Raw genomic sequence first — 25,273 nt, forward strand, 5'->3', positions numbered from 1 at the left:
TCCTATTTTAGTAAATGATCTATCCAATTTTGTACCTTTAAGCCTTCTTCAAATGATACGATTAGGGACTCCTTACCATTTATTAAACTATGACACGCATCCAAAAGACTTTCAGGCTTACTTTTTGGAATATGTTGAGTAGCTTTTTGATCTGTTTCGCTTTCCCAGAGTTCTGACCAATTACGGATTGTCATAACTTTTTTTGTTCCAAAAACTTTAAATTCTAGAAGTTCTTCCTGTCCAATACCTGACAAGCTATTTAAAACTATTGGTATACCACTTTCAGTTTTAGCCAAAGCTGTCACACCTGTTTCGCATAGTTCTTCATTTTTTGGATAGTTCGTCTCATGTGAAGAAATAGTAAAATCACCAAATAGATGATACAGGACTTGAAGATAATGTGGAAATATTTCTCTTATGAACCCTCCTTGCTCTCTTGAGGCTATCCATGGATTTTGTTGCCATTTTCTCGGCCAGTGTGGAAAGTATGTTTGTAGCTCAATGCGAACAATATCGCCAAGTGAATCTGTTGTCACTGCTTTTTTTAGACTATGTACAATAGGACTATACATTAACGGAAAATGCATTGCAGTATGTACTTTAGCTTCAGCTGCAGCTTTTACCATCCGCATGCCATCTTGAGCATCATGTGCCAGTGGCTTTTCAGAAAGAATATTCAAACCGTGTGCAGCTATTTGTTCTGCCAAAGGAGCATGACTTACAGGTGGTGTCCCAATATAAACCCAATTTGGTTGTAATTTAAATAGCTCATCTAACGTTTCAGAAGCAGTAATTTGATATTTTGTTGAAATTTCCTTAAGTCTTGTTTTATTTTCATCGTAAACAGATACAATTTCGCAGTTAGGATGAGCCAAAATTTGATTAATAATTCGCTCCCCAACAACACCTGTTCCAATTAACGCAAAAGTAGTTTTAGTCATAACACACACTCTCTCTTATGTATTTATATAATATGCAACCAGTCACTTTAGAAGAATATCTGATTTCTCTCACCTAATTTTACCATATATAATTAGTCTTCCTCTATTAAATTTTCTATTTTATTCAAAAATTTACTCACCAATCATATACTTACCTATACACCTTCATTTCACTAATATATATTAATATTAGGTGATTAAATGAAAACAAACATATACTTAAATAATGAGAAATTTATATCAGGAATAACCATGAAAGATGAAACGGAATTTGAAAATAATAACATGGCTCTTCATGTCTGTGAAACAATTGAAAATGTAATAGAAAATCGAAAGAAATTAGCTACTTTCTTAGATATTGGATTAGACACCTTTGTTTGTGCAAATCAAACACATAGCTCCAATTTTCACCGAGTTACTCTGGATGACAAAGGGAGAGGTGCCGATCAAATGGATTCCGCTATTGCGGAAACAGACGCTCTGTATACGTATGAGCCAAATCTATTATTATGCAGCTTTACTGCCGATTGTGTACCAGTAATTTTTTACAGTGAATCAAATGGCCTCATTGGAGTAATTCATTCAGGATGGCAAGGTACAGTTAAAGAAATTACTTTGAAACTATTTGAACATTTAAAACAAGAAGAACATTGTAATCCAAGCGATTTGTATGTCCAGATTGGTGCTGCGCTTAGCCAGGAAAAATTTGAGGTTGATGAAGATGTTTATGTTAAATTCAAACTTCTTGGCTATTCAGACGATTTTATTTATTACAATGACAAAACCCACAAGTATCACATTGACAATCAGCAAACCGTGAAAAAGCAATGTGAGCTGGCAGGCATCCCGTCTGAACGAATTATGATTGATCCGACCTGTACTTATTTAAATCCAGATGGCTTCTCTTATCGTCAAGACAAACAAAGTGGAAGACATTTGAGTTTTATTATGAGAAAAAGTGATTGAGAGGAGCATTGAATGGCTAAACAGATTTTCACTGGGCGTTACACAACGGAAAATAACGAGTATATTGTAGTTTTTATTATTGGGATGAGGATTAACAAGCGACTAGCCGTGAATAAGTGGCTTCCGGTATTTAATGCAATGCCTGGAATGATTAAAGAGCTATATATGAACAAAGAAGCGTTAGGCTTTTTGTCCATGGAAAGCTATTTTGGCCTTAGAACTACGGTAATGATTCAATATTGGCGTTCGACTGAACATCTGCTTGCCTATGCGAATGGCGACAAACACTTGACAGCATGGAAGAATTTTAATAAAAAAATCGGTAACAATGACGCAGTCGGAATTTACCACGAAACCTATGACCTAAAAAAAGGAAATTACGAGACAGTGTATGGAAATATGCCTCTATATGGTTTGGGAAAGGCCATGAAGCATGTACCTATTACAGCTGAACGCAACTCCGCTCGAAAACGGCTAGAAAAAAATGATAAGAAAAACACATCAAGTTAAATTGATGTGCTTTTGTTCATTTCATGTAAAATATTCTAGTTTTGCATTCGGAAAAAATTTTTCCATATAGCCGTAAAGATGTTCTTTTATATCTTCTTCTTCCTCTTTTTGATAAATGTATTTACCTATTCCATACTTTCCCCATTTATATCTTCTTACGGATTCATCCAATTCTAACTTAGTCATCGGATAATTCTTTTCAATCACTTTTTTAGCAGGTTTTGTAAAACGATGTTGAATAAACTCAAATGTAATATCATCTCTTACATCCATAGGAAGTTCCGCATCAAGACGCTCAAACATATGATAATACCCTTCCTCCCACCCTTCATGGAGGTAGATAGGAGCTACGATAAAGCCAAGAGGATATCCAGCTCTCGCTACTTTGCCTGCTGCCTCTATTCGATTAGCCAAAGGAGATGTTCCGGGTTCAAAGTTTTTAATGACATAATCGGCATTCACACTGAATCGAAATCTGGTCTTTCCGTTATGCTTGGCATCCAGTAAATGATCAACATAATGAAATTTTGTTACAAATCTCAACCTACCAAGTTCGCTTTGACCAAAGTGTTCGATCGCTCTTTTCAATGTGTGGGTTAAATGATCGATTCCTACAATATCAGATGTACAAGATGCTTCAAATCGAGTGATATCAGGCGCACGTTCCATCATATAATGATCGGCAGCTTCTAGAATTTCATCCACATTCACATATGTACGAATGTATGGCTTGCTTCCCATTGTTGTTTGTAAATAGCAATAATGACAATGCCCCATACAACCTGTTGCAAAAGGAATAGCATATTCAGCAGAAGGCTTGGACGTATCAAACTTAAGGGTTTTCCGAATTCCGACTACAAGTGTTGACTTTGCAATTCGATATTTTTGAAAATCATTTTCCCCCGGAAGATCTCGAACTTGATTATGGGAAGTTGTATACCTAATTTCAACACCCATCTTTTCAAACTTCTCTTTTAGTTCTTTTCCAAGGGGATATTCCAAGGCATTGGGTTCAAAATATACAAGCTGTGGTGTAAATGGTTTCTTCATGTTTACCTCCCTTTTAATGAAAATACTGGTGATACGCTTGTTCAGCATCTGTTGCATTTGCATATATGGCCAGTTCAGTTGTTAAAGGGTAATAAGTTTCATAAAGAAAAAGCGCTAATTCGTTCGGATTATCCGGGTTATTTACAACAGCCGCTTCCTGTATATTTGCAACACTCTGGATATGTGGATTTCGATAAAAAATATAAACAATATCTCCCGCATTGTAATCGCTATGCATGTCATCACCTTCTTCGTGGTTTTTATTAGCTTGGCTAATCACGAGAAAATTATGTCTTTGCAGTTTGATTTATTGGTACAAAAAAAAAAAAACCGGTTAGAAAGTACTACCACTAAGTTAATACATAACTTCCAGACTTGCTCCGATGACTTGAGTCCAACCTTCAATCAAAGGCAAATTAAGCTAATACCTGTTACCTTAAGATTTTTTGTTGGTTAAATTCCTGCAGCAACTCTTTAACCTCTTAAATAGCCCCAAGACCTTGGAAACCACTCCCAACTACATTAAACCTATATCTTTCTTCTAAACTGTGATTTTCAATCTCTGTTGCAACTATATTTGTAGAGTTCGTTTATATTCAACATCCTATAATACTAGTAAATCGATTGCTCATTCTCTTCTAGAAATAACTCTGTAAGTCCTAAAGCTTGAAGACTGTACAAGTAATTGTTTATGCAAAAATCTAAAATTTAATATTTCCCGGAAAATATAACGTCGAATTAAGAAAGCTGTTTAGCGTTTCCTCTCATTTTGAAAGGGGAAATTATTTTTGTATCAAACATTATAATCATCGATACTCAATAAGATTAAAAAGAAGGAAACCAAGAGGAAAGCGCGGTTTATTATAAAAAAATTAGTTAAGATTACCAATAACGTGAGTGAAAAAGCATGAGAAGCCTGTCGTATATCTACTAAACTTCCTTATATTATTCACTACTTTTAAAAATTTTTATCCCCACAGCACCAACTGCAAGTGTTACTGCAATAATAGATACCACAAATGTAATTTCTTCAACTGAATTTTGTAGACGAGTTACATAATAAAGCCAGCCAATCTCAATTAATAATACTAGGACCCATAATAAATACAAACTTAATATTTTTTCCCTATTCAAAATTATCACTCTTTCTTTTTAAACTTCTATAAAAACCCTATTATAACAAACCATTACTTTAAATCCCAAAATACGTCCTATAAAAAGTGTTACATTGTAAGCAAAAGAGTAAATTTTAATTTTAAGGAAAGAATAAATTATAAAAGGAGTGAAGTAATATGGCAAATAGAAATAAAATATTGGTACCATCTGCTCGGGAAGAATTAGATAAACTCAAGGCAAGAGTTATGAAAGACATTGGTTACAATGTGGATATTAACAATCCTGAAAATGTAAAATACGAAATTGCCGATGAACTGAATATTCCATTGAATAGAGGCTATAATGGCAAAATTACTGCTGAAAATGCCGGAAAAATAGGTGGATCGATAGGTGGAAATATGGTGAAAGAAATGATTCGAATGGCACAAGAACAATTGTTAAAAAAATAGTACAGCCACTCCATATTCCGGTCTTAGTTGAGACGCATAAACAGCGGAGAATTGGGGATTATAAGGCTGAAATAGATAAGCATTTGCCCATAAATTCTATTTCAGTATTTCCAATCTTGTACAAAGAATTCAATTCCCTGGATTCTAAATGTTACCTTTCATCCGTGTTAATTATGTTGTCTTTACTCAAAAGTTGTATTGCAGCAGTTGAAAATTCGACAGGAGGTTCTACAAAGATGGCACAAACACAACAAAACATTAGTTCAAGAAGTGCGTACAACCGATTCATGTTAGGTTCAATGATGACTGCATTTGGTACAATACGACTTATGCGTGATTCGAAAAGCAAAAGTGGACAATTGCTCGTTTTATTAGGCTCAATGTCAGCAGCTGAAGGAGCAACAAAGTTTTGCCCAAGAAAAGCAATGAACGATTCAATAAGGAATAGTAATATGATACAAAAAATGAAAAGCCAAAACTATCATCAAGATGCATTAGCTGGTTCCCAAACGCAAAAAAATAACGCTTCACAATCTGGACAAGGTGTTTCAAAAGGCAGCAATAGACAAATGAGTGGAAACTTTATGCAGATGGTTGGAAATATCGTACAAATGTTTACTGGTGGAAATGAACCGACTTATGCTCAAAATAAGGTTGGTACTCAAAGGATGAATAGCGGTGCAGGACAAAATTCTGAAAGCAGCAATAATGTTCAGGCGAGTGGAAATTCTGCCCAACATATGACGAGTGGAGCTACAGCTCAAACAAATGAAAACAAAGCCAAAACGTTTGTATCACAAGTTGGGCAAATAATGAACGATGTAGCAAGCATGACCGGAGCACAAACAAACGGTCAAACGAATAAAGGTGGAGAGCAAGCGGCTAGAGCAATTGGTGCTTCAAATACTAATGGAAATAATAAGAATGCTTCAAGTGGTACCTCAAATAATCAAAAAAATGCAAACGCAAATACAGGAAATGAGAAATCAGCTTCTACTTCTTCTAAAACTCAAGATGCTACTTCAAATGAGCATAACTTATCAAATGAATTGTCAACAAAAACACATTTAGACGGTGCCTCTAATGTAGATGCATCGGTCATAAACGCAACTTCAAAAACAGCACACAAAAACGAATCAGCACGAAATATTCTGCAATAACGCTAAAACATGTCATCGGAAATATCGATGGCATGTTTTTTATTTTCTTATTTATTCCTATTAGTTGAATCAATTTCATAGTTTAAAATTAGAGCATAAAACACGAACAATATTAAAGTGAAACTGTTAAACATGTATCATATACTCTTCATAGATCAGCATGATTTCCGCTATCGGCGGACGCTTTCCGCGGGGTGAGCGATGAGCCATCACCGCCGCATTTGCGTCGTTTGCGATGTCTCATCTGTCTCACTCATCCCGCTGGAGTCGCCGCCTGTCGCTCCAATCAACAAATAATCATTGTTCGTGTTTTAATAATTACATGCTATTTATGAAATTAACTCAGTTGTATAAAATATATGTTTTAGGAGGAAGTAGTAATAATAATTTACTCAATCGAAAAACGGAAAAAGGTTTCTGAATAAAATAGTAACTCCCCGACTTGTTTTTTCTCTGTCTTTTATGAACAGTTTTGTTTTTTATATAAACTCATTTCATTCAATAATAGGAAAGAATATTTCATGGAAATAAAGAAATTAGTGCATCAAATTTGGATTGATGCACTAATTTCTCGTCTTTTACTCTAGATATTTTTTACGATACTCTTCTGTCTCCCAGAAATCAGCATGTTTAATTCCAAGTGATTCTGGACGAAATACCGGATCTTTACCTAACTTTTTCTGTTTCTCATAATCTTTTAACGCAATCATGGAAGGTTTAAAGAGTATTAATATTCCAATTAAATTGAGCCATACCATAATTCCTAAACCGACATCTCCCATGTCCCATGCAACTGATGCTGTTTTAATACTTCCATAGAAAGTGGCACCTAACAGTACGATTTTAACCAATAACATTGGTAATTTGGATTTCGTTTTTCTCGTCAAATAAGCAATGTTTGTTTCAGCAATATAATAGTAAGCCATAATTGTCGTAAATGCGAAGAAGAATAAAGCAATTGCGACAAAGCCTGCTCCAAATCCAGGTAATACCGACTCTACAGCTGCTTGTGTATATCCAGGACCCGGTTCTAAATCACCGAGTCGTTGCACAATAAAGCTGTTATCTGGTCTAATCGTATTATACATTCCGGTAATTAAAATCATAAAAGCAGTTGCTGAACAGACAATTAATGTATCGATATAAACGGAAAATGCTTGAACAATTCCTTGTTTTGCTGGATGCGATACTTCTGCAGCACCCGCAGCATGTGCTCCAGATCCCTGCCCAGCTTCATTAGAATAGATTCCTCGTTTTACTCCCCACGATATAGCCATTCCAACAATACCACCAAATGCAGCATCCATACCAAATGCACTTTTAAAAATTAGAACAAATATATTAGGTAATTCAGTAATATTAAGTGCAATAACAATTAGTGAAACGAGGACATAACCAATAGCCATAAATGGTACAACTAATTGAGCGGTGTTAGCAATCCTTTTTATTCCTCCAAAAATAATAAAGCCAAGAAGTAAAACAATAATAATAGCAGTAATCACAGTATTCATGCCAAATGCATTTTCAAGCCCTAATGCAATCGAGTTAGCCTGTACACCAGGCATTAACAACGCCATAGCTAGTACAGAGGAAACAGCAAAAAGAACCCCGTACCATTTTTTCCCTATACCTTTTTCAAAATAATATGCTGGTCCCCCACGATATTCCCCATCCTGTTTTACTTTATAAATCTGTGCCAATGTAGATTCTACATATGCAGTGCTTGCTCCAAGAAAAGCAATCGCCCACATCCAGAATACTGCTCCTGGACCTCCAAACGCGATAGCTGTCGCAGTTCCTGCAATATTTCCTGTTCCCACACGGCCTGATAAAGCTACAGACATTGCTTGGAAAGAAGTAATACCTGCCTCCGACTTTTCCCCTTTAAATAGTAGCTTTACCATGTCTTTTACTAATCTAACTTGCATAAAACGAGTCATAATAGAAAATAACACACCTACTCCAAGCGACAAATAAATGATTGGAGAACTCCACAACACATTATTCAACCATCCTACCAATTGCTCCAACATAATCCCCCTATCCTAATAAAAGCTTTTATATCATTTTAAGTATATGACTAATAGACTGAGTATTTAACCTATTGATGAAAATAATATATTACCTATACTCTTCATATAAAACTATTAACCTAAGTTTGATACAATAATAATGAAATAACTTTTTACATTACGATTTTAAGGGGAACGCTAATGGAAAAATTACAATTTTTATACCACCTTAAACTCATTCCTTCTCTGATAGACCAAGCTAGTTGGACCGATTAAGAAAATTCTATTATCCAACATCATTTCGAAGTATTGCAAACTTTACAAGAAGAAGGAAAGCTTCTTTTAGCAGGTAGAACTTTGAACACGGATCCAATTGGAATCGTCATTTTAGAAGTAGATACTGAGGAAGAAGCTATAGAACTTATGAATAATGACCCTGCTGTAAAAACCGGGATGATGGAAGCTCAATTATTTCCGTACAGAGTTGCTTTATACAAAAAATAAATTAATGCCTAAATAAGAAAAACGAAAGCGTTATTTTAAGTGCAATTTGTCTTTACTATTTCCAGGATGTTTTGGACGAAACACATGCTCCTGCGGTTACTCGTCGCAAAAAAAATTTTGACTACATTATTACCGTAGTAATTTAGCTCGTGAAGTGATTTCTTCACTTCACGAGCCATTTTTTTGGTAATCTTATGGCGGATGTTTGTCCGTCGCCTTCTTGAAATATGCAAAGACATAATGCATTAACGGTATTCACATACTTTCTGAGATAAAAGGTTATCAAATCGGCAATACACTGCCCTATTTGATAACCTTTTTTATGTAAACTTATGGTTTCATAGAAATTGTTGTTCATATGTCTAATTCCATGGTCGAAAGCTCGAAATTCTAATTATTCTGAATCATCCTATTTCTAATTATTTAGTTTCAAAAGAGAAGTATCGCCTACCAAAGTAGATGTGTTAAATAAAAATAAAACATTTTTTATCCCATTTTTAGAAATATACTCCGAGATGCTGCCGTTATAATATCGAATGTCAATAACGTGAATTTCAGGTACATGTCTTGTAAGGAAAGGAATTACGCTATGTGCATAAGAATCTTTAATAACTAACAGTTTATCTTGGTCAATTTGAGCCGATTCAAGCTTGGTGGTAAGCTTCATTAAAGCATGAACACCGCCTAGGAAATAGGAATATTGATCCTTCTTTGCAAGAAAGCTCGGATCATACATGTTCGTCATTGTTTGATTTGTATCCGCAATATACATCTCTGTAGGGCTTGGTTTACGAGGATTATAGACCTGGATGGTATCAGGGGTTAACCCACTAAACTGACTCCTTGTCTGATAACTCCCAAGAAACGATTTACTCACTGTTTGAATCATAAAATCTTTCTGGGGAAGAGGAAGCCATCCTTTCTGCTCCGCATAAGCAACATACGCCAAATACGCTCCATATGTCGTCCAGTGATGATCAGTCCTATAATAAATCGGTTCAGAAGCATGAGGACTCAGGAAATCAAAGCCGTTCATAAACGTTATCCCGTTCCTCAAGTGATCACCGATAAATTGATTTACCTTCTTTTGTGAATACGAAGGTGCTAACCAAGGTAGTCTTTCAGGATAAATGCCTACCGATGTTGGTGCAAGCATGAAGCTCATATTCACTTCCGGGTGGTTGCTTGAAAATTGATTTACCGAGTCTGTATATTGCTGAATCTTTTTGTAATCAGGTTCTAAAAACTTTTCAAATAAATAGTCGTCTTTCCCATAATAGATTCCGTTATTCTCTTGCTGTAGCCGTAGTTTTTCAGCCGCTGATTTTACCGACAGCCATTTGTTCCTAAAAGGAAAATGGTCCGTTACAAAACGCTCCCCATCTTCTGAATATTTATTGGACAATAAGTTTTCCCAGGTTAGATGTGGTGCGCCTTGTAAATATCTATTTTCTAATTCGGAGAATCGTTGATGAGGCAAAATGAAAAAGAGTAAAGAGAGGAGAAACAGCGTTCCGACAAACCCAAACACCAATAATCGCTCTGCATTCTGCTTCATGATTTTCTACCTCCTAAAAACGAAAATATAAAAACGGGTTAAAAGTTGCATCTACCAAATAGGCGATGGAAAGAACAAATAGAAATCCATACCAAACAAGATGAATAAGAGACAATTCATTCATTCTTGACGATTTCTTTATAGGCACAGATGCGATAATCAAAACTAAAAGCAAAAGCCCGTTCGTATAAAAAAAGTAAAATGTCTCATTATTCCAAAGAGGTTGGTGATTGAATCCTGCCATCGCACTAAAATAATGAACGATTAAGGACGGATCCTCAAATGCGAACAATACCCAACCAATTAGAATAAGTATGATTGCATAAAAGTGCCTTACCCAACGTGGTAGGCAAAGTAGTAGCTTTAACCCCCACCACTTTTCAATAACGAGTATGACGCCAAAATACAACCCCCAAAATATGAAATTCCAACTTGCTCCATGCCAGAAGCCCGTAAGCAACCAAACGATAAGTATATTTCGCATTTGGATGGCTAATCCACGCCGGTTCCCACCAAGCGGAATGTAGACGTATTCTCGAAACCAACTGCTGAGAGAGATATGCCATCTCCTCCAGAAGTCGGTAATACTCTCTGCAATATATGGCATGTTAAAATTCTCGTTAAAACGAAATCCAAACATGAGGCCAAGTCCTATAGCCATATCGGAATAACCGCTAAAATCAAAATAGATTTGGAAGGCAAATGCTATGATGCCAAGCCAAGCCGTTAATACTGTCATCGAAGCTGGATTTGAGTTAGAGATGGTGTGCCAAAGCAAACCGATATTGTTGGCAAGTAGCACCTTTTTAGCCATACCGATAGTAAATCGTCGAACACCTTCAGCGAACATCTGGATAGTTTCCGATCGTTTGTGAAGTTGTTCCGCAATAGTGTTATATTTCACGATTGGACCAGCAACTAATTGAGGAAACAAGGCGACAAACGTTCCAAAGTCAATCCAATTCCGCTGTGCTTTAGCTGTTCCTCTATACACGTCTATTATGTAAGACATAGATTGAAACGTGTAAAATGATATCCCGATGGGTAATGGAAGTTCGGTTAAAGGAATCTTCGTACCTAACATCGTATTGACATTTTGAATTAGAAAATCTGCGTATTTAAAATAAGATAACAATGCGAGATTAATGATGATAGAAAATGCGACAATCCACTTTCGTTTTTTAGGAGTTAACTTAGGTCTGTCAAGCAACAAACCAAAGCTAAAATCCGTGAGAGTAGACACCAACATAATTATGATGTAAATCGGTTCTCCCCAAGCATAGAAGATAAGACTCGTTAAAAATAAAATTAGATTTCTAATCCGTCTTGGTGAACAATAATATAAAACAAGAACTGCCGGTAGGAACAAAAATAAGAAAAGAAGGCTGCTGAATACCATAGCCGCTTATTTTTGATCGAAGAAACTATCGTAAACTTTTACCAGCTCGTCTGCTTTATCGGAGATGACCAATAACACATAGTTGCCTTTCGTTACGAGTTTATAATTTTTAGCATTCTCATATTGATCAGGAAGATAATGCTCAAATTGCTTCTTCACATTTTCCGCTCTTTCTTTTACTGCTGATTCAACAGCTGGAACATCTTTAGCATCTTTCACCTTCAAAATAGCTATTTCATTTGTCTTCACGTTCATCATTGGTATTCTAATCGAATATTCTTCCAGCTTCTCAGTGTCTAGATTATAAAAATCCTTCACTTGATCTGATTGCAATTCGATTAATGCAGGTTGTTCCACTTCCTTCACCATTTGATCTGCCATTTCTTTTACAGATAACTTCGACTCGATTGTAGATGGCTTATCTTTAGAACACCCTGCGATCACCACCAAGGCTAATACGATTGTTAACATAAGAAAAATCATTCTTTTTTTCATTACTATGTACTCTCCTTTTTCTTAAAACTGGACTACAAAGAGAGTAGACGGATGAAGTTTAGTTAGGTTACAAAATAAAACCAATAACCTTGGATATATGTCTAATTGAAAAGTATTTCCTAATCTAGATCTACTTAGAAAGAATTTATGTTTAATAAATGTCTATTCGCTTACTTCCATTCCTCTTCTAAAATTGCGTAAAAATACTCGTCCCACCACTCATTATCCATTGGTATACTCTTCTTAAAGTATCCTTCTTTTCTCATTCCGATCTTCTCCATAATTCGATAGGATGGAATGTTCTCGGGCTGGCATGTTGCAATTACCCTATGTAATGTCATTTTCTCAAATCCATATTTCAATACAGCATGTGCTGCTTCTGTTGCATATCCTTTATTGTAATATTTTAGGTTAAACACCCAACCGATCTCGTAAGTATGTTCATCAAACCATTTATGAAATGCTATATGCCCAATAAGGATATTTCCATCCTTTAATACAACAGGAAATTTCTCGGGTTTTTCGGAGATGTTTTTGTTTATAAAATCCAGCACATCTTTTTCAGAAAAAACCCCTTCCGGAATATACTTCATCACATTAATGTCAGATGTATACTCATGTACAGCTTTCCAATCTTTTAATTCAAATTTGCGTATTAATAATCTTTCGGTTTCAATATGCATTATCTTAACTCCCTTAAAAATAAGTATCTACAGCTTTGGTAGTGTTGTGGTAAAACCATCTACCAAAGCTGTTTCTTTAATCAGATATCAGTGCACATAGAACTTAAAGTTTACCCCTGCTTAGCCTCATTATTTCCTTCATTTTTTTTAGTAAAATAATAAATATCCATAAACTGAATGTATATAATGCGCTCTGAAAAAAACTTAAAATAAGGACAAACAACAGCGATCCGACATCTTCCAATTCATTGAAAAGATATAATTGAAATTTCCAATCATAAAATATGTTATAGATGGTTACCAAGATCAGAATAATTGGAAAAATGGTATAAAAGAACTTATTATATTCTTTTGGTAATATTAATCTCATTTATTCACCCTCTTCTATTGATTGAATCGCCACTCTATTATAAAGTGTTACCAATATTCATTTATCTTAAATAGAGAACAGTAATTGCAGTAATAATATTTGGTGCACCGATCATTAGTATCTTACTTACGTTAGAAATTCGATTGAAACGGTCTTCTTGTGATTCAGAATTGTAATTTCTTGCAAATTGATCTCCACTTACAAACGAACCTGACAGCAAACCTGCTATTCCTAAACAAATAGCACCTACTATTCCAGTAATCTTATAGAGTAAAGACCAATCATCTGTAATGAGGGCTACAACTAAACTTAAGAATGAAATACCAATTCCAAAAAGTAAATACTTCATTTATTTCACCCCCATATCAAGTTTTATCAATACCTCTTGTAGAAAATTAATCCATATCAAATAAATTTTATCATATTTAGAACTTTATTATCTAACTATTATAAATACTACGCCTTTGCCTCTCCTAGTATATTAATTAGAACAACCACATATTGTTAAAAGAAGGAGCATACATCCGATTTTCTCTACATAATGAAAAGCCTATGTAGTTTACGTAAAATAGGTTTATTGTGCCACAATTAATCCAATTATCGATAAAACTTTAAAGGTGGAAGAATACTGAATCCATTAATACGTATATCAATTCTAAATCTGTTCTTTTTTATTGTGATGCTAGTTATTAATTATTACCAAGGATTAAATGTAGGAAATATTGCAAATGAGCAAATGCCGCTAATACAACCAGCAAATTATGCTTTTTCAATCTGGCTCCTTATTTATTTTTTATTGTTTATTTGGACTGTAAAAGGTTTTTTTGTTCGTGGCAAAAAAGGGAGTGTTTATAGGGAACTTCAATTTTTAATTCCAATAAATTTTATGTTAAACGGGGCTTGGATTTTGGCATTTACACAACAAAAGATTCTTTTGTCTACCATTATTATTTTTCTATTATTGTTCTCACTATTTCGGATTTATAGTAAAATTAAACGAAATGCAAATAAGGCACTCTTTGATATTATTCCATTCTCGATTTATTTGGGATGGGTGTCGATAGCGAGTATTGTAAATGTATTTTCGTTTTTTGTACGTAATAATGTTATCACGTTTTTAGGTATTGGTGAGCTTGGATGGACTGTTGTTATGCTCCTATTCGCATCCTTCTTTACTATAGTATTTATAATAATTAATCGTGATATTTTATACCCTACTGTCATTATTTGGTCCTACATAGCTATTTATTTAAATAATCAAGAAGTTTTAATAAACATCGTCATAATGATTAGTATTATTCTTATTAGTATCTTTATTTTATTCATGACAATTTCAAAAGTAAAAGCTGAAAATTAATATAGAAAACGAAAAAGACACCTCCAATAGTCATTTAGTTACTGAATGTGCCTTATACTTTTATGAAATTAAAATTTTACGACTTTTATATTAAATTTTGAATTACTTAGTTAATACGATAAAATGATCTACGCATAACTGCCCAGCTTACAAAAAATAACAACAAGCTACCAAGTACCAAATAGAAAAAGTAGAGCAAGCCATCTGTACTTAAAAAGTTTTGCATGAATGTTAAAACGAATTTAATTGTTTCAGGGATGAAAGTCAGAACGATTAGAAAAACAACAAGCAAACCCATTATAAATAGACCATATTTAAATAAAATAGAAGAAACTAAGAGTGCAATACTTATGAGAGCTAAACAAATACTAAAATCAATAAAGACCCTACTTGCAAAATTGTCTCTAATATTTGCGAATTGTCCTAAATAGGAGAAATGGATGCTAGAAAGTGAAAGCCATTTACTCATTTGATTGAACACGAGCAATAAAATATTGTTAACTAACGCCATGATAAAGGCAAAAAGTATAAAGAAAATGGATGTCAACAAAAAGTATATTTTTCTAGTTACTCCCCATTGAATGAGGTTAGAAAACGAAGATCTTAGTGATTGATATCCAATAATAGTAACGAAAATATAAACTGCAATACTATTCATATAATAAATGTTTGCATTTTCAAATGAAAGGGCTACAACGATTCCGAGAATAAGAGTAAGTACGAAAATGCTCCAAAAAATAGTAAATTGTCTTCGTATATCAATTGTATGAAACTTAATTACTCCTAAAGATGTACTGTTCATTGCACTACCTCCAATACTGAGTTTTTGGTTAATTGAACTAATAAATCTTGTATTGATAATACTTCTACTGTAAGCCCTAGATTAGTCGCCTCTTTAACAGACATATTTGGTTCATATATCATTACCGTTAGAATATTATTGAAGGAATTTTTGCCTAATATGTTTTTTCCTTTGCAAAATCTGGCTATGATATCTGGATGTCCTTCTACTGCGTAACCAGCATTTCGGAGCATTTCCGCCTCTTCATAAACGAGTAGCTCACCATCTTTTAAAATTATAACCTCTTCAAACAAATTACTTATCTCATCCACTATATGAGTAGATATAATAAACGTTCTTGGAAATTCGCTATATTCTTCTATTAATAAATTATAAAATTGTTGCCTAGAAACTGCATCCATCCCTATATAAGGTTCATCAAAAATGGTAATCGGGGATCGGCTTGCTAGACCTACAATTATACCAAGGGATGAAACCATTCCTTTTGAGAGTGCTTTTACATACATTGATTTATCTAGATTAAATGAATTAACTAACTCTTCAGCAAGAGATTTATTCCAATTCGGATAAAATAATTCACCTAACTGCAACACTTGTTGGATTTTGAAATTAGGTTTGAAATTTCCAGCCTCTTTAATAAAACAAATGGATCGGATCGCTTCCTGATTATCAAAAGTAGGTTTCCCATTCAGCTGAATGGTCCCTGTTGTAGGTAATAATTGGCCCGCAAGTTGATGCATTAAAGTTGTTTTTCCTGCACCGTTTCTTCCAAGTAAACCAATGATTTTATTGGATTGAATTGTAAAGCTGATGTCATTAATCGCTTTTTTCCGTTTGTAAAGTTGACTAACATGAGTTGCTTCAATTTTCATGATTCGTGTCTCCTTTTTTTATGAATGAAATAATTTCTTCCGTTGTTAAATGTAATTTCTTTGCTTCTTGAAGTAAGGGAGTAATATATTCATCATAAAATTTTTCTTGATGTTTTATGACAAGTCTTCTCTTGGCACCTTCAGCAACAAACATTCCAACACCTCGTTTTTTAAATAAGATATAATCATCAACTAGCTGATTTATTCCTTTAGCAGCTGTGGCGGGGTTAATCTGAAAATGTGATGCAAATTGATTCGTAGAAGGGACTTGCTCTCCTTCTTTCATCGTCCCACTTAAAATTTCATCGGTAATGTACTCTGCTATTTGTATAAAAATTGGTTTTGCTTCATCTAATTTATGTTTCATTGGCTCTCCCTTCTTTGGTTAGTTACTTATGCAACTAACTATATAACCAGTTAAATAATATGTCAACAAATAACCAAAAATAATTTTAAATAACCTTCTTTCAAAAATACAACCTCTCCCAGGTGTAGGAGAGGTTGTATCTTTAATATCATATTATTTAAAGTGAGGAATAATTTGAATTTTTTAGATGAATAGTCCAACGACTGTAGCGGTTAACACAGATGCCATTGTAGCAACAAATAACATTTTAAGGCCAAACTTCGCAACCATTGCAGATTGTTTTTCATCTATTGCCTTAACTGTACCTAAGATGATTCCAATTGTACTAAAGTTGGCAAACGATACTAGGAATGCGGATACGACTCCAACTGTCTTAGCAGACATGTTGGGTATAATCTCTTTAAAGCCCAACATCGCCACAAATTCATTAGAGATAATTTTGGTTCCCATTATCCCTCCTGCTCGAATCATTTCATTTGCTGGAACACCCATCAACCAAGCTACAGGAGATAATATATACCCCAAAATAGTAGTCAAATCTGTTCCAATCGTCGCTGTAAGAACAAAGTTAATCATAGCAATTAAAGAGATGTAAGCAATAAGCATAGCTCCCACAATTCCTGCAACTTTCATCCCATCAATAGCACCATTACCAATCGCCTCAAAAAGAGACTCATCATGGATCATATCTTTCACTTTAATCTGTTCGCCTTCAACGTATTGAGCAGGAGCTACCATAGATGCCAGTAATAAACCTGACATTACATTAAGAGGTAAAGCTATCAGTACATACTTAGGAGGTATCATTGTCATATAAGCGCCAACAATAGATGCGGATACACTTGTCATGGATGCTGTAGTAGCTATAAATAACCTGTTTCTATTCATTTTAGGAATATGAGTCTTAACTGCAAGTAAAGCTCCAGTATCACCAAAGATGGAGGATGCAACAGTAGAAAAAGATTCGATGACAGGTAAACCTGTTAACTTCGAAATTGCACCTCCAAGATACTTTATCATAAGAGGTAGAACTCTTAGGTATGTCAGTACACTAAGTAAAGTAGATGTAAATACAATTAGCAGTAGAACGGAGATAAAGAATACAGGCGAGTCATTTGTATACACAAACCCTCCAAATACAAAAGCTATACCTTCTTTTCCAAATTCCATTAACTTGGAGAAAAAATTTGTTACTGCTATTACTATCTGTCCGCCAATTGTCGTATTAAGCATTGCATAAGCCGTAATTAGCTGAGCTATAAATAGTATTACAACTGCTCTATAGTTAATGTTTTTCTTGTCATTGGACAAGAAAAATGCCGTGCCTGTTAATACAATAATTGATAAGATTGCTGTAAAAACTCCTGTCATGTTATTTTCTCTCCAATTCATCCGTTTCTAAATTGCATATTTAATTAGCATATCCAAAGCTTTATGATGAATACATATTAGTTAATTAAGACATTTCAAGATAGTATTTTTATTACAAATAAATAAAGACACCGCCATTAATCAGTTAGATTTTGGCGATGTCTTTATTAGACTTCTTAACGGAAATAATATAAATGAAATCATTTAGAAAAAGATCTTCTCCTTTATTTTGACTTATTGTATTGTATCTCCTTTTCTAATATCACTTTCTTATTTCAAATGCAGTTTTCCCATCTGTTCGTTTATGTTTTATACTCTTCAAAGATACCAACTAAATCCGTAAACACAGTCCGAACCATATATTCAAACGCATAGTCATAAGTCATTTCAGACTGGTTTTGTGGAAATGTGAAGCCTTCGTCTAAAAGAATAATACCTAACTTGATAATATTTTGTATAATGCAGTGCCAAATCAGCTCCCAATGGATAGTCTGAAAAATAGGTAATCATCTTCATTGTTAAAAGAGGATGTATTTCCGTCGCCTGGACTGTCAAAAGCAAAACTATAGATGCCATTTCCAGCAAAAAACAAATTGTCAAACTAGCCATCTCCTATCTACTTCACATTCGATATGGATAATGTGTGAATATGAGTTGCTTTATGACTGCATCAATTATCTATATTATTCCAAAAAAGGAGTAGATGAATCATATTTATATAATTCACCTACTCTCTTTATTCCTATTTTGCTGCACTATGTCTCTTCGTTGCATGACGTCGATATCCTACAGTCCATACAGTAGCACAACCAATAGCTCCGTAAAATATGAGATTGGATAGAACTAGAAAAAGTTCCGTCGATATTTGATAGACCAACACTATTCGGACTATAGCTTCCAAAAGCAATAATACACCCCATACTATCGTCACCAAACGGAAACCAAATCTAAAATATGGTACACTCCATCTTTCCTCCAGTTCTTTTGCTGTTACTCCGCTTACAAATCGTTTTGCTAAGTAATAAATGAGCGGACGACGAAAGAATAGAGAGACAATAAAACTACTACCGATTGCAACTGTTACAAATGATTCGCGCATAAGTACTAGTTTTTCATCTCCCCCAAGAGTTGCCAGTACAATGCTAAGTACAATGCTTCCTAGCATCATTATTCCAAAAATGTCCAACGTTTTTCTTTTCAATAAAAAGATAAAATTTTCAACTATCGGTGCTAGTGTTGCCAGTATTAAAGCAGGTAAACTTGGCATGAAATTTTTAAGAAGCTTATATAGTAAAAGGGGCAATACCCCATTCACAATAACTGAAAAAAATAAGCTTAAGACACTCTTGCTTCGATTATTTAATACTCTCACATTATTCCCCCGGCCGATTGAGATGGCAACTGTATTTTATATAATTATAATATGAAAATAAAAAAAAAGAAGGAAATCTCCCTTCTTTTTAGCTATATCTTATTATTGTAGTGATTTAAAAACGAGTCTAAAAATATCATCCATTTCCACTCGACCATCGGAAGAATCATTGACTAAATTTTCCACTCTTAAGCCATAGTTAAACACCATAAATATACTTGCCATCTTATTAGCATCAATTGTCTCTGGAATTGCTCCTGCCTTTTGTCCCGTTTCAATCCATTTTGTAGCAGTCTGAACGGAAAAACGATATAACTTCTGAAGTATTTCTGCAATTTTCGGATTATTAATCTGTCCTAATAGATAAATAAAAATTGAGTTAAATACTTTTTGATCTTCCGTTTGATTGGACATGTTTTCCACAGCAAAACGTGTAGGATCTGTCGCATCCTTTGCTGCGGATTGCGAAACAACGCTTACAAACTGGTCATTCATTAGCTCCACTTTTGATTCCAGAATTAAACCAAAAAGTTCATCCTTTCCTGAAACATAATGATAAATTGCTCCTTTTGAAAGACCAGAGTGTTCAATGATATCCTGCATTGTTGTTTGGCGACAGCCTTGTTGTCGAATAAGCTCTTCAGCAGTATCTAAAATAAGTTGAAAACTGGTGTTTATCCCTGTAGTATCCGACATATTACTGCCCCCTTTCTATAATTAGTCGCTCTCCATTTGCGACTATTGTGCCCTATGACGAGTGTGACCCATGGAACCAACAGCCTCGTTAAACTCTGATGGGTAGTGAAAAAACAAATATAATCCCCTGCCAAAAACAATGGCACCTAGTGACAATAACAATGGAACAAAAGCATATTCATCAATTAGGAGAACCTTAATATCTAATAGTTCCACAAAACCATATTTAACAAACAGACGTATTGGAACCGAAAGTAGCCATATAGCTACTGACCAAATGGAGCCAACTGTCATCCATATTCCGTTCTGTTTATAAACAGTTGAAAAACGGCCTTGTAACCAGCCAACAACTACACCTAGTGCAGCTCCAAGTAGCAGGGAAGCGCTTTCCCCTATTTCTATGCCAGCTTCCAATGCGTTATATATGGCATATAAAATTAGCAGTAAAGGAAGAACAAACACATTCCTTTTGATAGGTCTCGGTTTCAATTGTCTATTTACAAGTAAAACAAAAAATAATCCAAATATAAAAAATGAACTCATTTTATCAATTCCTCTTCATTATATACCAACGGTCGGTTTAATAACATACAAAAAAATCTTAGTGCCGTATTTATATTTTCAGCGCCTCAACTTCATTGGTACGCGTTATTCGTTTATAGCTAGCGTACATGAAAAGTCTCCATACGAAAGTGTATATAATCAAGACAGTTATATACTCGGCAAGCATTAATTCGATATCAGGACGATAGTTCTCCGAAAGAATCGGATATTTATGGAATACATAGTCACGTATTAAGTAGCGAGTATATGGAAGGCCAAATAGAAACACATAAAATAGAGGGTTAAATTTGAATCGAATGCCGCCATCTATCCTTTTTTCAAATTTAGTTGTAAGAATATATGGAATAGCAAGCGCGACTCCCATAACTAATGTCCAGTAAAACTGCTCCAATGTAGCCCTACTTCCTATACAATACACAATCCATGGAAGTGAAAGAAACATAAGCCAATCTCCAAACAGAAGTCGAATACCACTTCCCGTTACATCCTTACGAGTTTGACGAAATTGTTTTATTGTTACCCAAATTATTAGAGCCCATACTGCATAACCGATCAAATCCCATTGTTGTTGTGTCATGAAAAATCCTTCTCTCTATACCAATTTTTTTGTTTGGTTGCTACCTCACTGATTTCCAATTTTCCATGACTTTCCCAAAGTTTTCTTAGGTTTTGTGCAGGTGTCCATACCCCACTTTTCCCGTAAAAGAGATGGGTAATTAATACAATAGCCACAGTTAGTAATATTTGCTGAATTAATTTCTCGCCGTCCGTTAATTGTCGTCCAATGGAGACTAGCGTTACGCTGTAATTATTGTTAAAAAGAATATCCAACAAAAAATTGTGAAAACCATGCACTATAGTAGACATCCATAGAGATCCGCTCTTGTAATACACATATCCATAAGTGAGTCCACCTACAAAATGGACGATAAGCTCCGTTGGATGAAACCCTCTTGTTGGAATATGTGTAAGAGCAAAAAGTAAGTTTGAAATTAAAAACATAGCGATGACGTTCATCTTATTCATGTTAGCAAAAAAATAACCACGGTTTAGCACTTCCTCTTGCAATACGCCAATTACCCAGCCGACACAACCATATCCAAGAAGCAGAAGAAAAGATAAATTTGCTAATTTTTCGTAATGAAATACAACTCCTAAACTAACACTCTGGCTCATTGTCCAAATAAAACCCCAAGCAATGATTGCCGATACGACTAATACGACAGTGGCGAAACCGATGTCCTTCCTCCGAATACCGAAACCAAGCTTGAAAGCATTTCCTTTATCTAAGAAACGATAAACTAGCAATGTTGTTCCTCCAAGCACAATACCAACTACCATATTCATCGTTGCCAAAAGTGAATAATCAGTGCGTAGTCTATCTACAATGCCTGCCGCTAGACAGATTCCTAAGATGGTAAACATTACCGTAAAATTAATAATAATCGAAAGCATAATTCGTACCGCTGGATTAAATTTCTTTTGATTCATAAAAATTCTCCTTTGTTTTAAATTTTAAATACCGACTGTCGGTTTGTTATGTTTTTTATTATAAATACCGACGGTCGGTATGTCAATAGGTAAGTTTTATTTATTTCAACTGTAAGTAATCCAAGTGCTTTTAAAGTTTTTATCCATGCAGCTTATTCCGTACTTTCTAAGAACTTAGCAAAATGAATTTCCACTTTATTTAATAATCATGAATAATTTTTTTATTAATAAGTCCTCCCTTTAGTTTCATATAAATAGAGAGTAAATACTTTACAATGAATACTAAATTATCAGTTTAATATGAGTATTCAAATAAATATTAAGCTATAATTTAAGGAGAAGGGGGAAAAGAATATGATCAAACAATCTATTATTGAAAACGTGCTAGAAGCCGCACTTTCGACTGGCGGTGATTTTTCTGAAGTATTCATTGAAGATAAATTTGTGAGCACGATGGAATTGCAAAGTGGAAAAATAGAGAAAAGCATATCTGGACGGGAATTTGGAATAGGTATCCGCATTTTTTCTGGGCTTCAAAGTATTTACACATATACGACTGATTTCTCGGAAGAAGGCTTATTGCTCACTGCAAAACGTGCAGCAGTTGCAATAAAAAGAGGAGCGCAGGGCATCATTCATCCGCTTCAAAAAGAAACATTCGTTCCCATTCACCAAATTCAACAAATGCCACAAACAGTTGAACAAGCTAGGAAAGTAGCCATTATGAGACAGGCTAATGATATTGCGAGAAATTATGACGAGCGCATCCAGCAAGTTAAACTACGCTATATGGACGAAGAACAGAATGTGCTAATTGCCAACTCAGAAGGTAAATTTGTAGAAGATACTCGTGTCCATAGCAGGCTATCCATTCAGGCAACCGCTTCTGATGGCGTTCAAATGCAAACAGGTTTTTATGGACCTGGGGCACATGCTGGGTTTGAATTTATCGAAAACCTAAATCTCGAACATTACGCAGGGGAGGCGTCCCGAATTGCAGTTACAATGCTTGGAGCGGAAGAATGTCCGAGCGGAAAGTTTCCAGTAATAATCGACAATGAATTTGGTGGAGTTATTTTCCACGAAGCATGTGGGCACGGTCTTGAAGCGACTTCAGTTGCTAAAAATAATTCGGTTTTCGCGAATCGTATTGGTGAAAGGGTTGCTCCAGATATCGTGTCATACATTGATGACGGAACACTTCCAAACGAATGGGGTTCACTTTCTATTGATGATGAAGGCGAAAAAACACGTAAAAATGTCTTAATTGAAAATGGCATTTTGAAAGGTTATCTTGTCGATAAATTTAATGCACGTCGTATGAATACAGACGCGACTGGATCCTCACGCCGTGAGTCATACCGCTTTAACCCTACTTCTCGTATGACAAATACGTATATTGCACCTGGAAAATCGACACCAGAAGAAATTATTGCTTCGACGGAAAACGGCATATATGCAAAATATATGGGCGGAGGCTCTGTTAATCCAGCAACAGGGGATTACAATTTTTCTGTTATGGAGGCGTATCTCGTGAAGGATGGAAAAATTGGCAATCCTGTTCGAGGTGCAACACTCATTGGTAATGGTGCGAAATCATTACAACTTGTCGATCGCGTTGGGAATAATCTTGCCCATGGTGCGGGAATGTGTGGATCGTTGAGTGGAAGCCTCCCAGTCAATGTCGGTCAGCCGATGATTCGCATAAGTGAAATTACAGTCGGTGGGACAAAGGGGGAATAAAAGATGAATATTACGGAATTCCAAAAAGAACTAGTAAGCAAGGCAACGGATGCAGGTTTCAAAGAAGCTGAAGTGTATTACGAACATACTGAAACATTTCAATGCATGATTTTCAATGGCGAAATTGATAGTTACGAAACTTCCGAAGATGGTGGTCTTAGTCTACGAGGTCTTTATAATGGGAAAATGGGTTATGCCTATACAGAAAAATTGGATGAAGATTCCATCTCTTTTTTAATCGACAAAGCAAAAGCAAATGCAGATGTCCTTGATGAAGATGATGGCACTGATATTTTCGAAGGAAGTAAAGAGTACACAGTGCATGAGTTTTACAACGAAGAACTCGCAAATGTCCCAATTCCGGAAAAAATTGAACTTATTAAGTCGATTGAAGAAAAAGTACTTGCATACGATCCCCGGATTGTCACTCTAAATTTCTGCATTCTACAAGATTTTTCAGGAGAAAGAGTAATCGCGAACAATAAAGGTCTTTTATTGGATGAAAAAAAGAATGGACTAATCATTTTCATATCCACTGTAGTGAAAGATGGAGAAGAACTGAAGACAGGTAGCTTCATTAAAATGAGCCGTGATTTTAGTTCTCTTAATGCTGATGAAATCGCGAAAGAAGCGGCTGAAGAAGCGTTGTCAAATCTCGGGGAAAAATCAATTCCTGCTGGAAAATACCCAATCATCATGCGTCATGATGCAGCAGCATCTTTACTTGCAACGTACACACCTATCTTTTCAGCTGAAAATACACAAAATGATCAGTCACTTTTAAAAGGGAAAGTTGGAGAAAAAGTCGCATCGGAGTCCTTCACTCTTCTTGATGATCCTTTTCACCCTGACGCAGTTGCAGGTTCAAATTTCGACGGAGAAGGAGTAGCAACAAAAAAACGTGCCATCGTTTCAAATGGCACACTGGAAACGCTTCTTCATAACCGAAAAACTGCAAAAATTGAGGGATTAGAAACTACCGGGCATGCACATAAATCTTCCTATAAAAGCACTCTTACCATCTCACCGCAAAACTTATACATTGCGCAAGGTGAAAGGACTAGAGAAAACTTAATCGCTTCAGTTTCAGAAGGAGTGCTTATTACAGAGTTGTCAGGACTTCATTCCGGTACGAATACAATTTCTGGAGATTTCTCTCTTGCCGCAAAAGGTTTTCATATAAAAGATGGCAAAATTTCATCTCCTGTTAAACAAATGACAATCGCTGGTAACTTCTTCGAGTACATGAAAAACATCGAAGAAATCGGCTCAGATTTACATTTCCTTCCGGGTGGTTTTGGTTCACCATCTTTGCGAGTGAAAGAACTTTCCGTTACGGTTGATTAAATATTATTTTTTGCCGTATATTTTTTTAATCTTGACTTGAGGATAAAATTGCATGAATGTACATTACTAAGTAATTTT

At 35.1% G+C, this 25,273-nt stretch carries 27 protein-coding genes; 8 read left to right on the forward strand and 19 right to left on the reverse strand.

All coding sequences use genetic code 11. The features are described 5' to 3' along the window. Window positions 1-2: 2 nt before the first annotated feature. Entirely contained in the window at window positions 3-941 is a 939-nt protein-coding gene (locus ACTSKG_RS06190; protein ID WP_464757263.1) for a Gfo/Idh/MocA family protein, read from the reverse strand. A 201-nt stretch (window positions 942-1,142) separates the two neighbouring features. Here ACTSKG_RS06190 and pgeF point away from each other — a divergent pair, with 201 nt between their 5' ends. After that, window positions 1,143-1,907, forward strand: coding sequence for a peptidoglycan editing factor PgeF (gene pgeF, locus ACTSKG_RS06195; protein ID WP_464757264.1), 765 nt, complete (start codon window positions 1,143-1,145; stop codon window positions 1,905-1,907). A gap of 12 nt (window positions 1,908-1,919) precedes the next feature. Beyond that, window positions 1,920-2,417, forward strand: a complete 498-nt coding sequence (locus ACTSKG_RS06200) for a DUF4188 domain-containing protein (protein WP_464757265.1) — start codon at window positions 1,920-1,922, stop codon at window positions 2,415-2,417. 21 nt (window positions 2,418-2,438) lie between these two features. Here ACTSKG_RS06200 and splB read toward each other — a convergent pair whose 3' ends face one another. The 3 genes from splB to ACTSKG_RS06215 all read right to left on the reverse strand — a co-directional run bounded on the left by splB (window position 2,439) and on the right by ACTSKG_RS06215 (window position 4,601). After that, window positions 2,439-3,467: a spore photoproduct lyase gene (splB, locus tag ACTSKG_RS06205; RefSeq protein ID WP_464757266.1), complete on the reverse strand. Its 1,029-nt coding sequence runs from the start codon at window positions 3,465-3,467 to the stop codon at window positions 2,439-2,441. A gap of 13 nt (window positions 3,468-3,480) precedes the next feature. Further along, on the reverse strand, window positions 3,481-3,705 hold the full coding sequence (locus ACTSKG_RS06210; protein WP_464757267.1) for a transcriptional regulator SplA domain-containing protein: 225 nt from the start codon (window positions 3,703-3,705) through the stop codon (window positions 3,481-3,483). Between the two features lie 707 nt (window positions 3,706-4,412). Beyond that, complete coding sequence (locus ACTSKG_RS06215; protein WP_464757268.1) at window positions 4,413-4,601, reverse strand: hypothetical protein; 189 nt, start codon at window positions 4,599-4,601, stop codon at window positions 4,413-4,415. A gap of 158 nt (window positions 4,602-4,759) precedes the next feature. Here ACTSKG_RS06215 and ACTSKG_RS06220 point away from each other — a divergent pair, with 158 nt between their 5' ends. Together ACTSKG_RS06220 and ACTSKG_RS06225 are read left to right on the forward strand one after the other, a co-directional pair. Next, complete coding sequence (locus ACTSKG_RS06220) at window positions 4,760-5,032, forward strand: small, acid-soluble spore protein, alpha/beta type (protein WP_464757269.1); 273 nt, start codon at window positions 4,760-4,762, stop codon at window positions 5,030-5,032. 236 nt (window positions 5,033-5,268) lie between these two features. Further along, on the forward strand, window positions 5,269-6,192 hold the full coding sequence (locus ACTSKG_RS06225; protein ID WP_464757270.1) for a hypothetical protein: 924 nt from the start codon (window positions 5,269-5,271) through the stop codon (window positions 6,190-6,192). A 578-nt stretch (window positions 6,193-6,770) separates the two neighbouring features. Here the strand turns inward: ACTSKG_RS06225 and ACTSKG_RS06230 are convergent. Next, on the reverse strand, window positions 6,771-8,225 hold the full coding sequence (locus ACTSKG_RS06230; RefSeq protein ID WP_464757271.1) for an alanine/glycine:cation symporter family protein: 1,455 nt from the start codon (window positions 8,223-8,225) through the stop codon (window positions 6,771-6,773). 267 nt (window positions 8,226-8,492) lie between these two features. On the opposite strand from ACTSKG_RS06230, the gene ACTSKG_RS06235 reads away from it, so the two are divergent. Then, window positions 8,493-8,708 (forward strand): YciI family protein, encoded by a 216-nt coding sequence (locus ACTSKG_RS06235; RefSeq protein ID WP_464757983.1) that lies wholly within the window; start codon window positions 8,493-8,495, stop codon window positions 8,706-8,708. 415 nt (window positions 8,709-9,123) lie between these two features. Here ACTSKG_RS06235 and ACTSKG_RS06240 read toward each other — a convergent pair whose 3' ends face one another. The 5 genes from ACTSKG_RS06240 to ACTSKG_RS06260 all read right to left on the reverse strand — a co-directional run bounded on the left by ACTSKG_RS06240 (window position 9,124) and on the right by ACTSKG_RS06260 (window position 13,562). Continuing rightward, on the reverse strand, window positions 9,124-10,266 hold the full coding sequence (locus tag ACTSKG_RS06240; protein ID WP_464757272.1) for a DHHW family protein: 1,143 nt from the start codon (window positions 10,264-10,266) through the stop codon (window positions 9,124-9,126). 13 nt (window positions 10,267-10,279) lie between these two features. After that, window positions 10,280-11,665 carry an MBOAT family O-acyltransferase gene (locus ACTSKG_RS06245; protein WP_464757273.1) on the reverse strand — a complete coding sequence of 462 codons (1,386 nt, stop codon included), beginning with the start codon at window positions 11,663-11,665 and terminating at the stop codon, window positions 10,280-10,282. Between the two features lie 6 nt (window positions 11,666-11,671). Next, the gene (locus ACTSKG_RS06250) at window positions 11,672-12,160 is read right to left on the reverse strand and encodes a DUF4358 domain-containing protein (RefSeq protein ID WP_464757274.1); all 489 of its coding nucleotides are present in this window, start codon (window positions 12,158-12,160) and stop codon (window positions 11,672-11,674) included. A gap of 170 nt (window positions 12,161-12,330) precedes the next feature. Next, on the reverse strand, window positions 12,331-12,843 hold the full coding sequence (locus ACTSKG_RS06255) for a GNAT family N-acetyltransferase (RefSeq protein WP_464757275.1): 513 nt from the start codon (window positions 12,841-12,843) through the stop codon (window positions 12,331-12,333). Window positions 12,844-13,274: 431 nt separating this feature from the next. After that, entirely contained in the window at window positions 13,275-13,562 is a 288-nt protein-coding gene (locus ACTSKG_RS06260) for a DUF5316 domain-containing protein (protein ID WP_464757276.1), read from the reverse strand. 330 nt (window positions 13,563-13,892) lie between these two features. Here ACTSKG_RS06260 and ACTSKG_RS06265 point away from each other — a divergent pair, with 330 nt between their 5' ends. Beyond that, window positions 13,893-14,570: a TspO/MBR family protein gene (locus tag ACTSKG_RS06265; protein WP_464757984.1), complete on the forward strand. Its 678-nt coding sequence runs from the start codon at window positions 13,893-13,895 to the stop codon at window positions 14,568-14,570. A gap of 106 nt (window positions 14,571-14,676) precedes the next feature. On the opposite strand, the gene ACTSKG_RS06270 is transcribed toward ACTSKG_RS06265, so the two are convergent. The 9 genes from ACTSKG_RS06270 to ACTSKG_RS06310 all read right to left on the reverse strand — a co-directional run bounded on the left by ACTSKG_RS06270 (window position 14,677) and on the right by ACTSKG_RS06310 (window position 22,105). Next, window positions 14,677-15,372 carry a hypothetical protein gene (locus tag ACTSKG_RS06270; protein WP_464757277.1) on the reverse strand — a complete coding sequence of 232 codons (696 nt, stop codon included), beginning with the start codon at window positions 15,370-15,372 and terminating at the stop codon, window positions 14,677-14,679. Continuing rightward, the gene (locus ACTSKG_RS06275; RefSeq protein WP_464757278.1) at window positions 15,369-16,244 is read right to left on the reverse strand and encodes an ABC transporter ATP-binding protein; all 876 of its coding nucleotides are present in this window, start codon (window positions 16,242-16,244) and stop codon (window positions 15,369-15,371) included. The genes ACTSKG_RS06270 and ACTSKG_RS06275 overlap by 4 nt, the downstream gene beginning before the upstream one ends. Further along, on the reverse strand, window positions 16,234-16,611 hold the full coding sequence (locus ACTSKG_RS06280) for a GntR family transcriptional regulator (RefSeq protein WP_464757279.1): 378 nt from the start codon (window positions 16,609-16,611) through the stop codon (window positions 16,234-16,236). Before ACTSKG_RS06280 ends, ACTSKG_RS06275 begins: the two co-directional genes overlap by 11 nt. Before the next feature lie 183 nt (window positions 16,612-16,794). Then, window positions 16,795-17,982 (reverse strand): NupC/NupG family nucleoside CNT transporter, encoded by a 1,188-nt coding sequence (locus ACTSKG_RS06285; RefSeq protein ID WP_464757280.1) that lies wholly within the window; start codon window positions 17,980-17,982, stop codon window positions 16,795-16,797. Window positions 17,983-18,724: 742 nt separating this feature from the next. Beyond that, complete coding sequence (locus ACTSKG_RS06290; RefSeq protein WP_464757281.1) at window positions 18,725-19,354, reverse strand: VC0807 family protein; 630 nt, start codon at window positions 19,352-19,354, stop codon at window positions 18,725-18,727. Window positions 19,355-19,456: 102 nt separating this feature from the next. Next, on the reverse strand, window positions 19,457-20,050 hold the full coding sequence (locus tag ACTSKG_RS06295) for a TetR/AcrR family transcriptional regulator (RefSeq protein ID WP_464757282.1): 594 nt from the start codon (window positions 20,048-20,050) through the stop codon (window positions 19,457-19,459). 42 nt (window positions 20,051-20,092) lie between these two features. Further along, window positions 20,093-20,593 (reverse strand): hypothetical protein, encoded by a 501-nt coding sequence (locus ACTSKG_RS06300; RefSeq protein WP_464757283.1) that lies wholly within the window; start codon window positions 20,591-20,593, stop codon window positions 20,093-20,095. 70 nt (window positions 20,594-20,663) lie between these two features. Further along, the gene (locus tag ACTSKG_RS06305) at window positions 20,664-21,191 is read right to left on the reverse strand and encodes a CcdC protein domain-containing protein (RefSeq protein WP_464757284.1); all 528 of its coding nucleotides are present in this window, start codon (window positions 21,189-21,191) and stop codon (window positions 20,664-20,666) included. Next, window positions 21,188-22,105 carry a lysostaphin resistance A-like protein gene (locus tag ACTSKG_RS06310; protein WP_464757285.1) on the reverse strand — a complete coding sequence of 306 codons (918 nt, stop codon included), beginning with the start codon at window positions 22,103-22,105 and terminating at the stop codon, window positions 21,188-21,190. The genes ACTSKG_RS06305 and ACTSKG_RS06310 overlap by 4 nt, the downstream gene beginning before the upstream one ends. A 354-nt stretch (window positions 22,106-22,459) precedes the next feature. Here ACTSKG_RS06310 and ACTSKG_RS06315 point away from each other — a divergent pair, with 354 nt between their 5' ends. Next, window positions 22,460-23,848, forward strand: coding sequence for a TldD/PmbA family protein (locus ACTSKG_RS06315; protein ID WP_464757286.1), 1,389 nt, complete (start codon window positions 22,460-22,462; stop codon window positions 23,846-23,848). A gap of 3 nt (window positions 23,849-23,851) precedes the next feature. Continuing rightward, window positions 23,852-25,195, forward strand: a complete 1,344-nt coding sequence (locus ACTSKG_RS06320) for a TldD/PmbA family protein (protein WP_464757287.1) — start codon at window positions 23,852-23,854, stop codon at window positions 25,193-25,195. The last annotated feature ends 78 nt before the right edge of the window (window positions 25,196-25,273 follow it).

This window comes from Psychrobacillus syltrankelensis, from assembly GCF_055454035.1.

Bases quoted from the DNA above. Each gene is read 5' to 3' on its own strand.
- ACTSKG_RS06190 (WP_464757263.1), bottom strand. From the start codon at position 941: ATGACTAAAACTACTTTTGCGTTAATTGGAACAGGTGTTGTTGGGGAG.
- pgeF (WP_464757264.1), top strand. From the start codon at position 1,143: ATGAAAACAAACATATACTTAAATAATGAGAAATTTATATCAGGAATA.
- ACTSKG_RS06200 (WP_464757265.1), top strand. From the start codon at position 1,920: ATGGCTAAACAGATTTTCACTGGGCGTTACACAACGGAAAATAACGAG.
- splB (WP_464757266.1), bottom strand. From the start codon at position 3,467: ATGAAGAAACCATTTACACCACAGCTTGTATATTTTGAACCCAATGCC.
- ACTSKG_RS06210 (WP_464757267.1), bottom strand. From the start codon at position 3,705: ATGCATAGCGATTACAATGCGGGAGATATTGTTTATATTTTTTATCGA.
- ACTSKG_RS06220 (WP_464757269.1), top strand. From the start codon at position 4,760: ATGGCAAATAGAAATAAAATATTGGTACCATCTGCTCGGGAAGAATTA.
- ACTSKG_RS06225 (WP_464757270.1), top strand. From the start codon at position 5,269: ATGGCACAAACACAACAAAACATTAGTTCAAGAAGTGCGTACAACCGA.
- ACTSKG_RS06230 (WP_464757271.1), bottom strand. From the start codon at position 8,225: ATGTTGGAGCAATTGGTAGGATGGTTGAATAATGTGTTGTGGAGTTCT.
- ACTSKG_RS06240 (WP_464757272.1), bottom strand. From the start codon at position 10,266: ATGAAGCAGAATGCAGAGCGATTATTGGTGTTTGGGTTTGTCGGAACG.
- ACTSKG_RS06245 (WP_464757273.1), bottom strand. From the start codon at position 11,665: ATGGTATTCAGCAGCCTTCTTTTCTTATTTTTGTTCCTACCGGCAGTT.
- ACTSKG_RS06250 (WP_464757274.1), bottom strand. From the start codon at position 12,160: ATGAAAAAAAGAATGATTTTTCTTATGTTAACAATCGTATTAGCCTTG.
- ACTSKG_RS06255 (WP_464757275.1), bottom strand. From the start codon at position 12,843: ATGCATATTGAAACCGAAAGATTATTAATACGCAAATTTGAATTAAAA.
- ACTSKG_RS06260 (WP_464757276.1), bottom strand. From the start codon at position 13,562: ATGAAGTATTTACTTTTTGGAATTGGTATTTCATTCTTAAGTTTAGTT.
- ACTSKG_RS06265 (WP_464757984.1), top strand. From the start codon at position 13,893: ATGCTAGTTATTAATTATTACCAAGGATTAAATGTAGGAAATATTGCA.
- ACTSKG_RS06270 (WP_464757277.1), bottom strand. From the start codon at position 15,372: ATGAACAGTACATCTTTAGGAGTAATTAAGTTTCATACAATTGATATA.
- ACTSKG_RS06275 (WP_464757278.1), bottom strand. From the start codon at position 16,244: ATGAAAATTGAAGCAACTCATGTTAGTCAACTTTACAAACGGAAAAAA.
- ACTSKG_RS06280 (WP_464757279.1), bottom strand. From the start codon at position 16,611: ATGAAACATAAATTAGATGAAGCAAAACCAATTTTTATACAAATAGCA.
- ACTSKG_RS06285 (WP_464757280.1), bottom strand. From the start codon at position 17,982: ATGACAGGAGTTTTTACAGCAATCTTATCAATTATTGTATTAACAGGC.
- ACTSKG_RS06295 (WP_464757282.1), bottom strand. From the start codon at position 20,050: ATGTCGGATACTACAGGGATAAACACCAGTTTTCAACTTATTTTAGAT.
- ACTSKG_RS06300 (WP_464757283.1), bottom strand. From the start codon at position 20,593: ATGAGTTCATTTTTTATATTTGGATTATTTTTTGTTTTACTTGTAAAT.
- ACTSKG_RS06305 (WP_464757284.1), bottom strand. From the start codon at position 21,191: ATGACACAACAACAATGGGATTTGATCGGTTATGCAGTATGGGCTCTA.
- ACTSKG_RS06310 (WP_464757285.1), bottom strand. From the start codon at position 22,105: ATGAATCAAAAGAAATTTAATCCAGCGGTACGAATTATGCTTTCGATT.
- ACTSKG_RS06315 (WP_464757286.1), top strand. From the start codon at position 22,460: ATGATCAAACAATCTATTATTGAAAACGTGCTAGAAGCCGCACTTTCG.
- ACTSKG_RS06320 (WP_464757287.1), top strand. From the start codon at position 23,852: ATGAATATTACGGAATTCCAAAAAGAACTAGTAAGCAAGGCAACGGAT.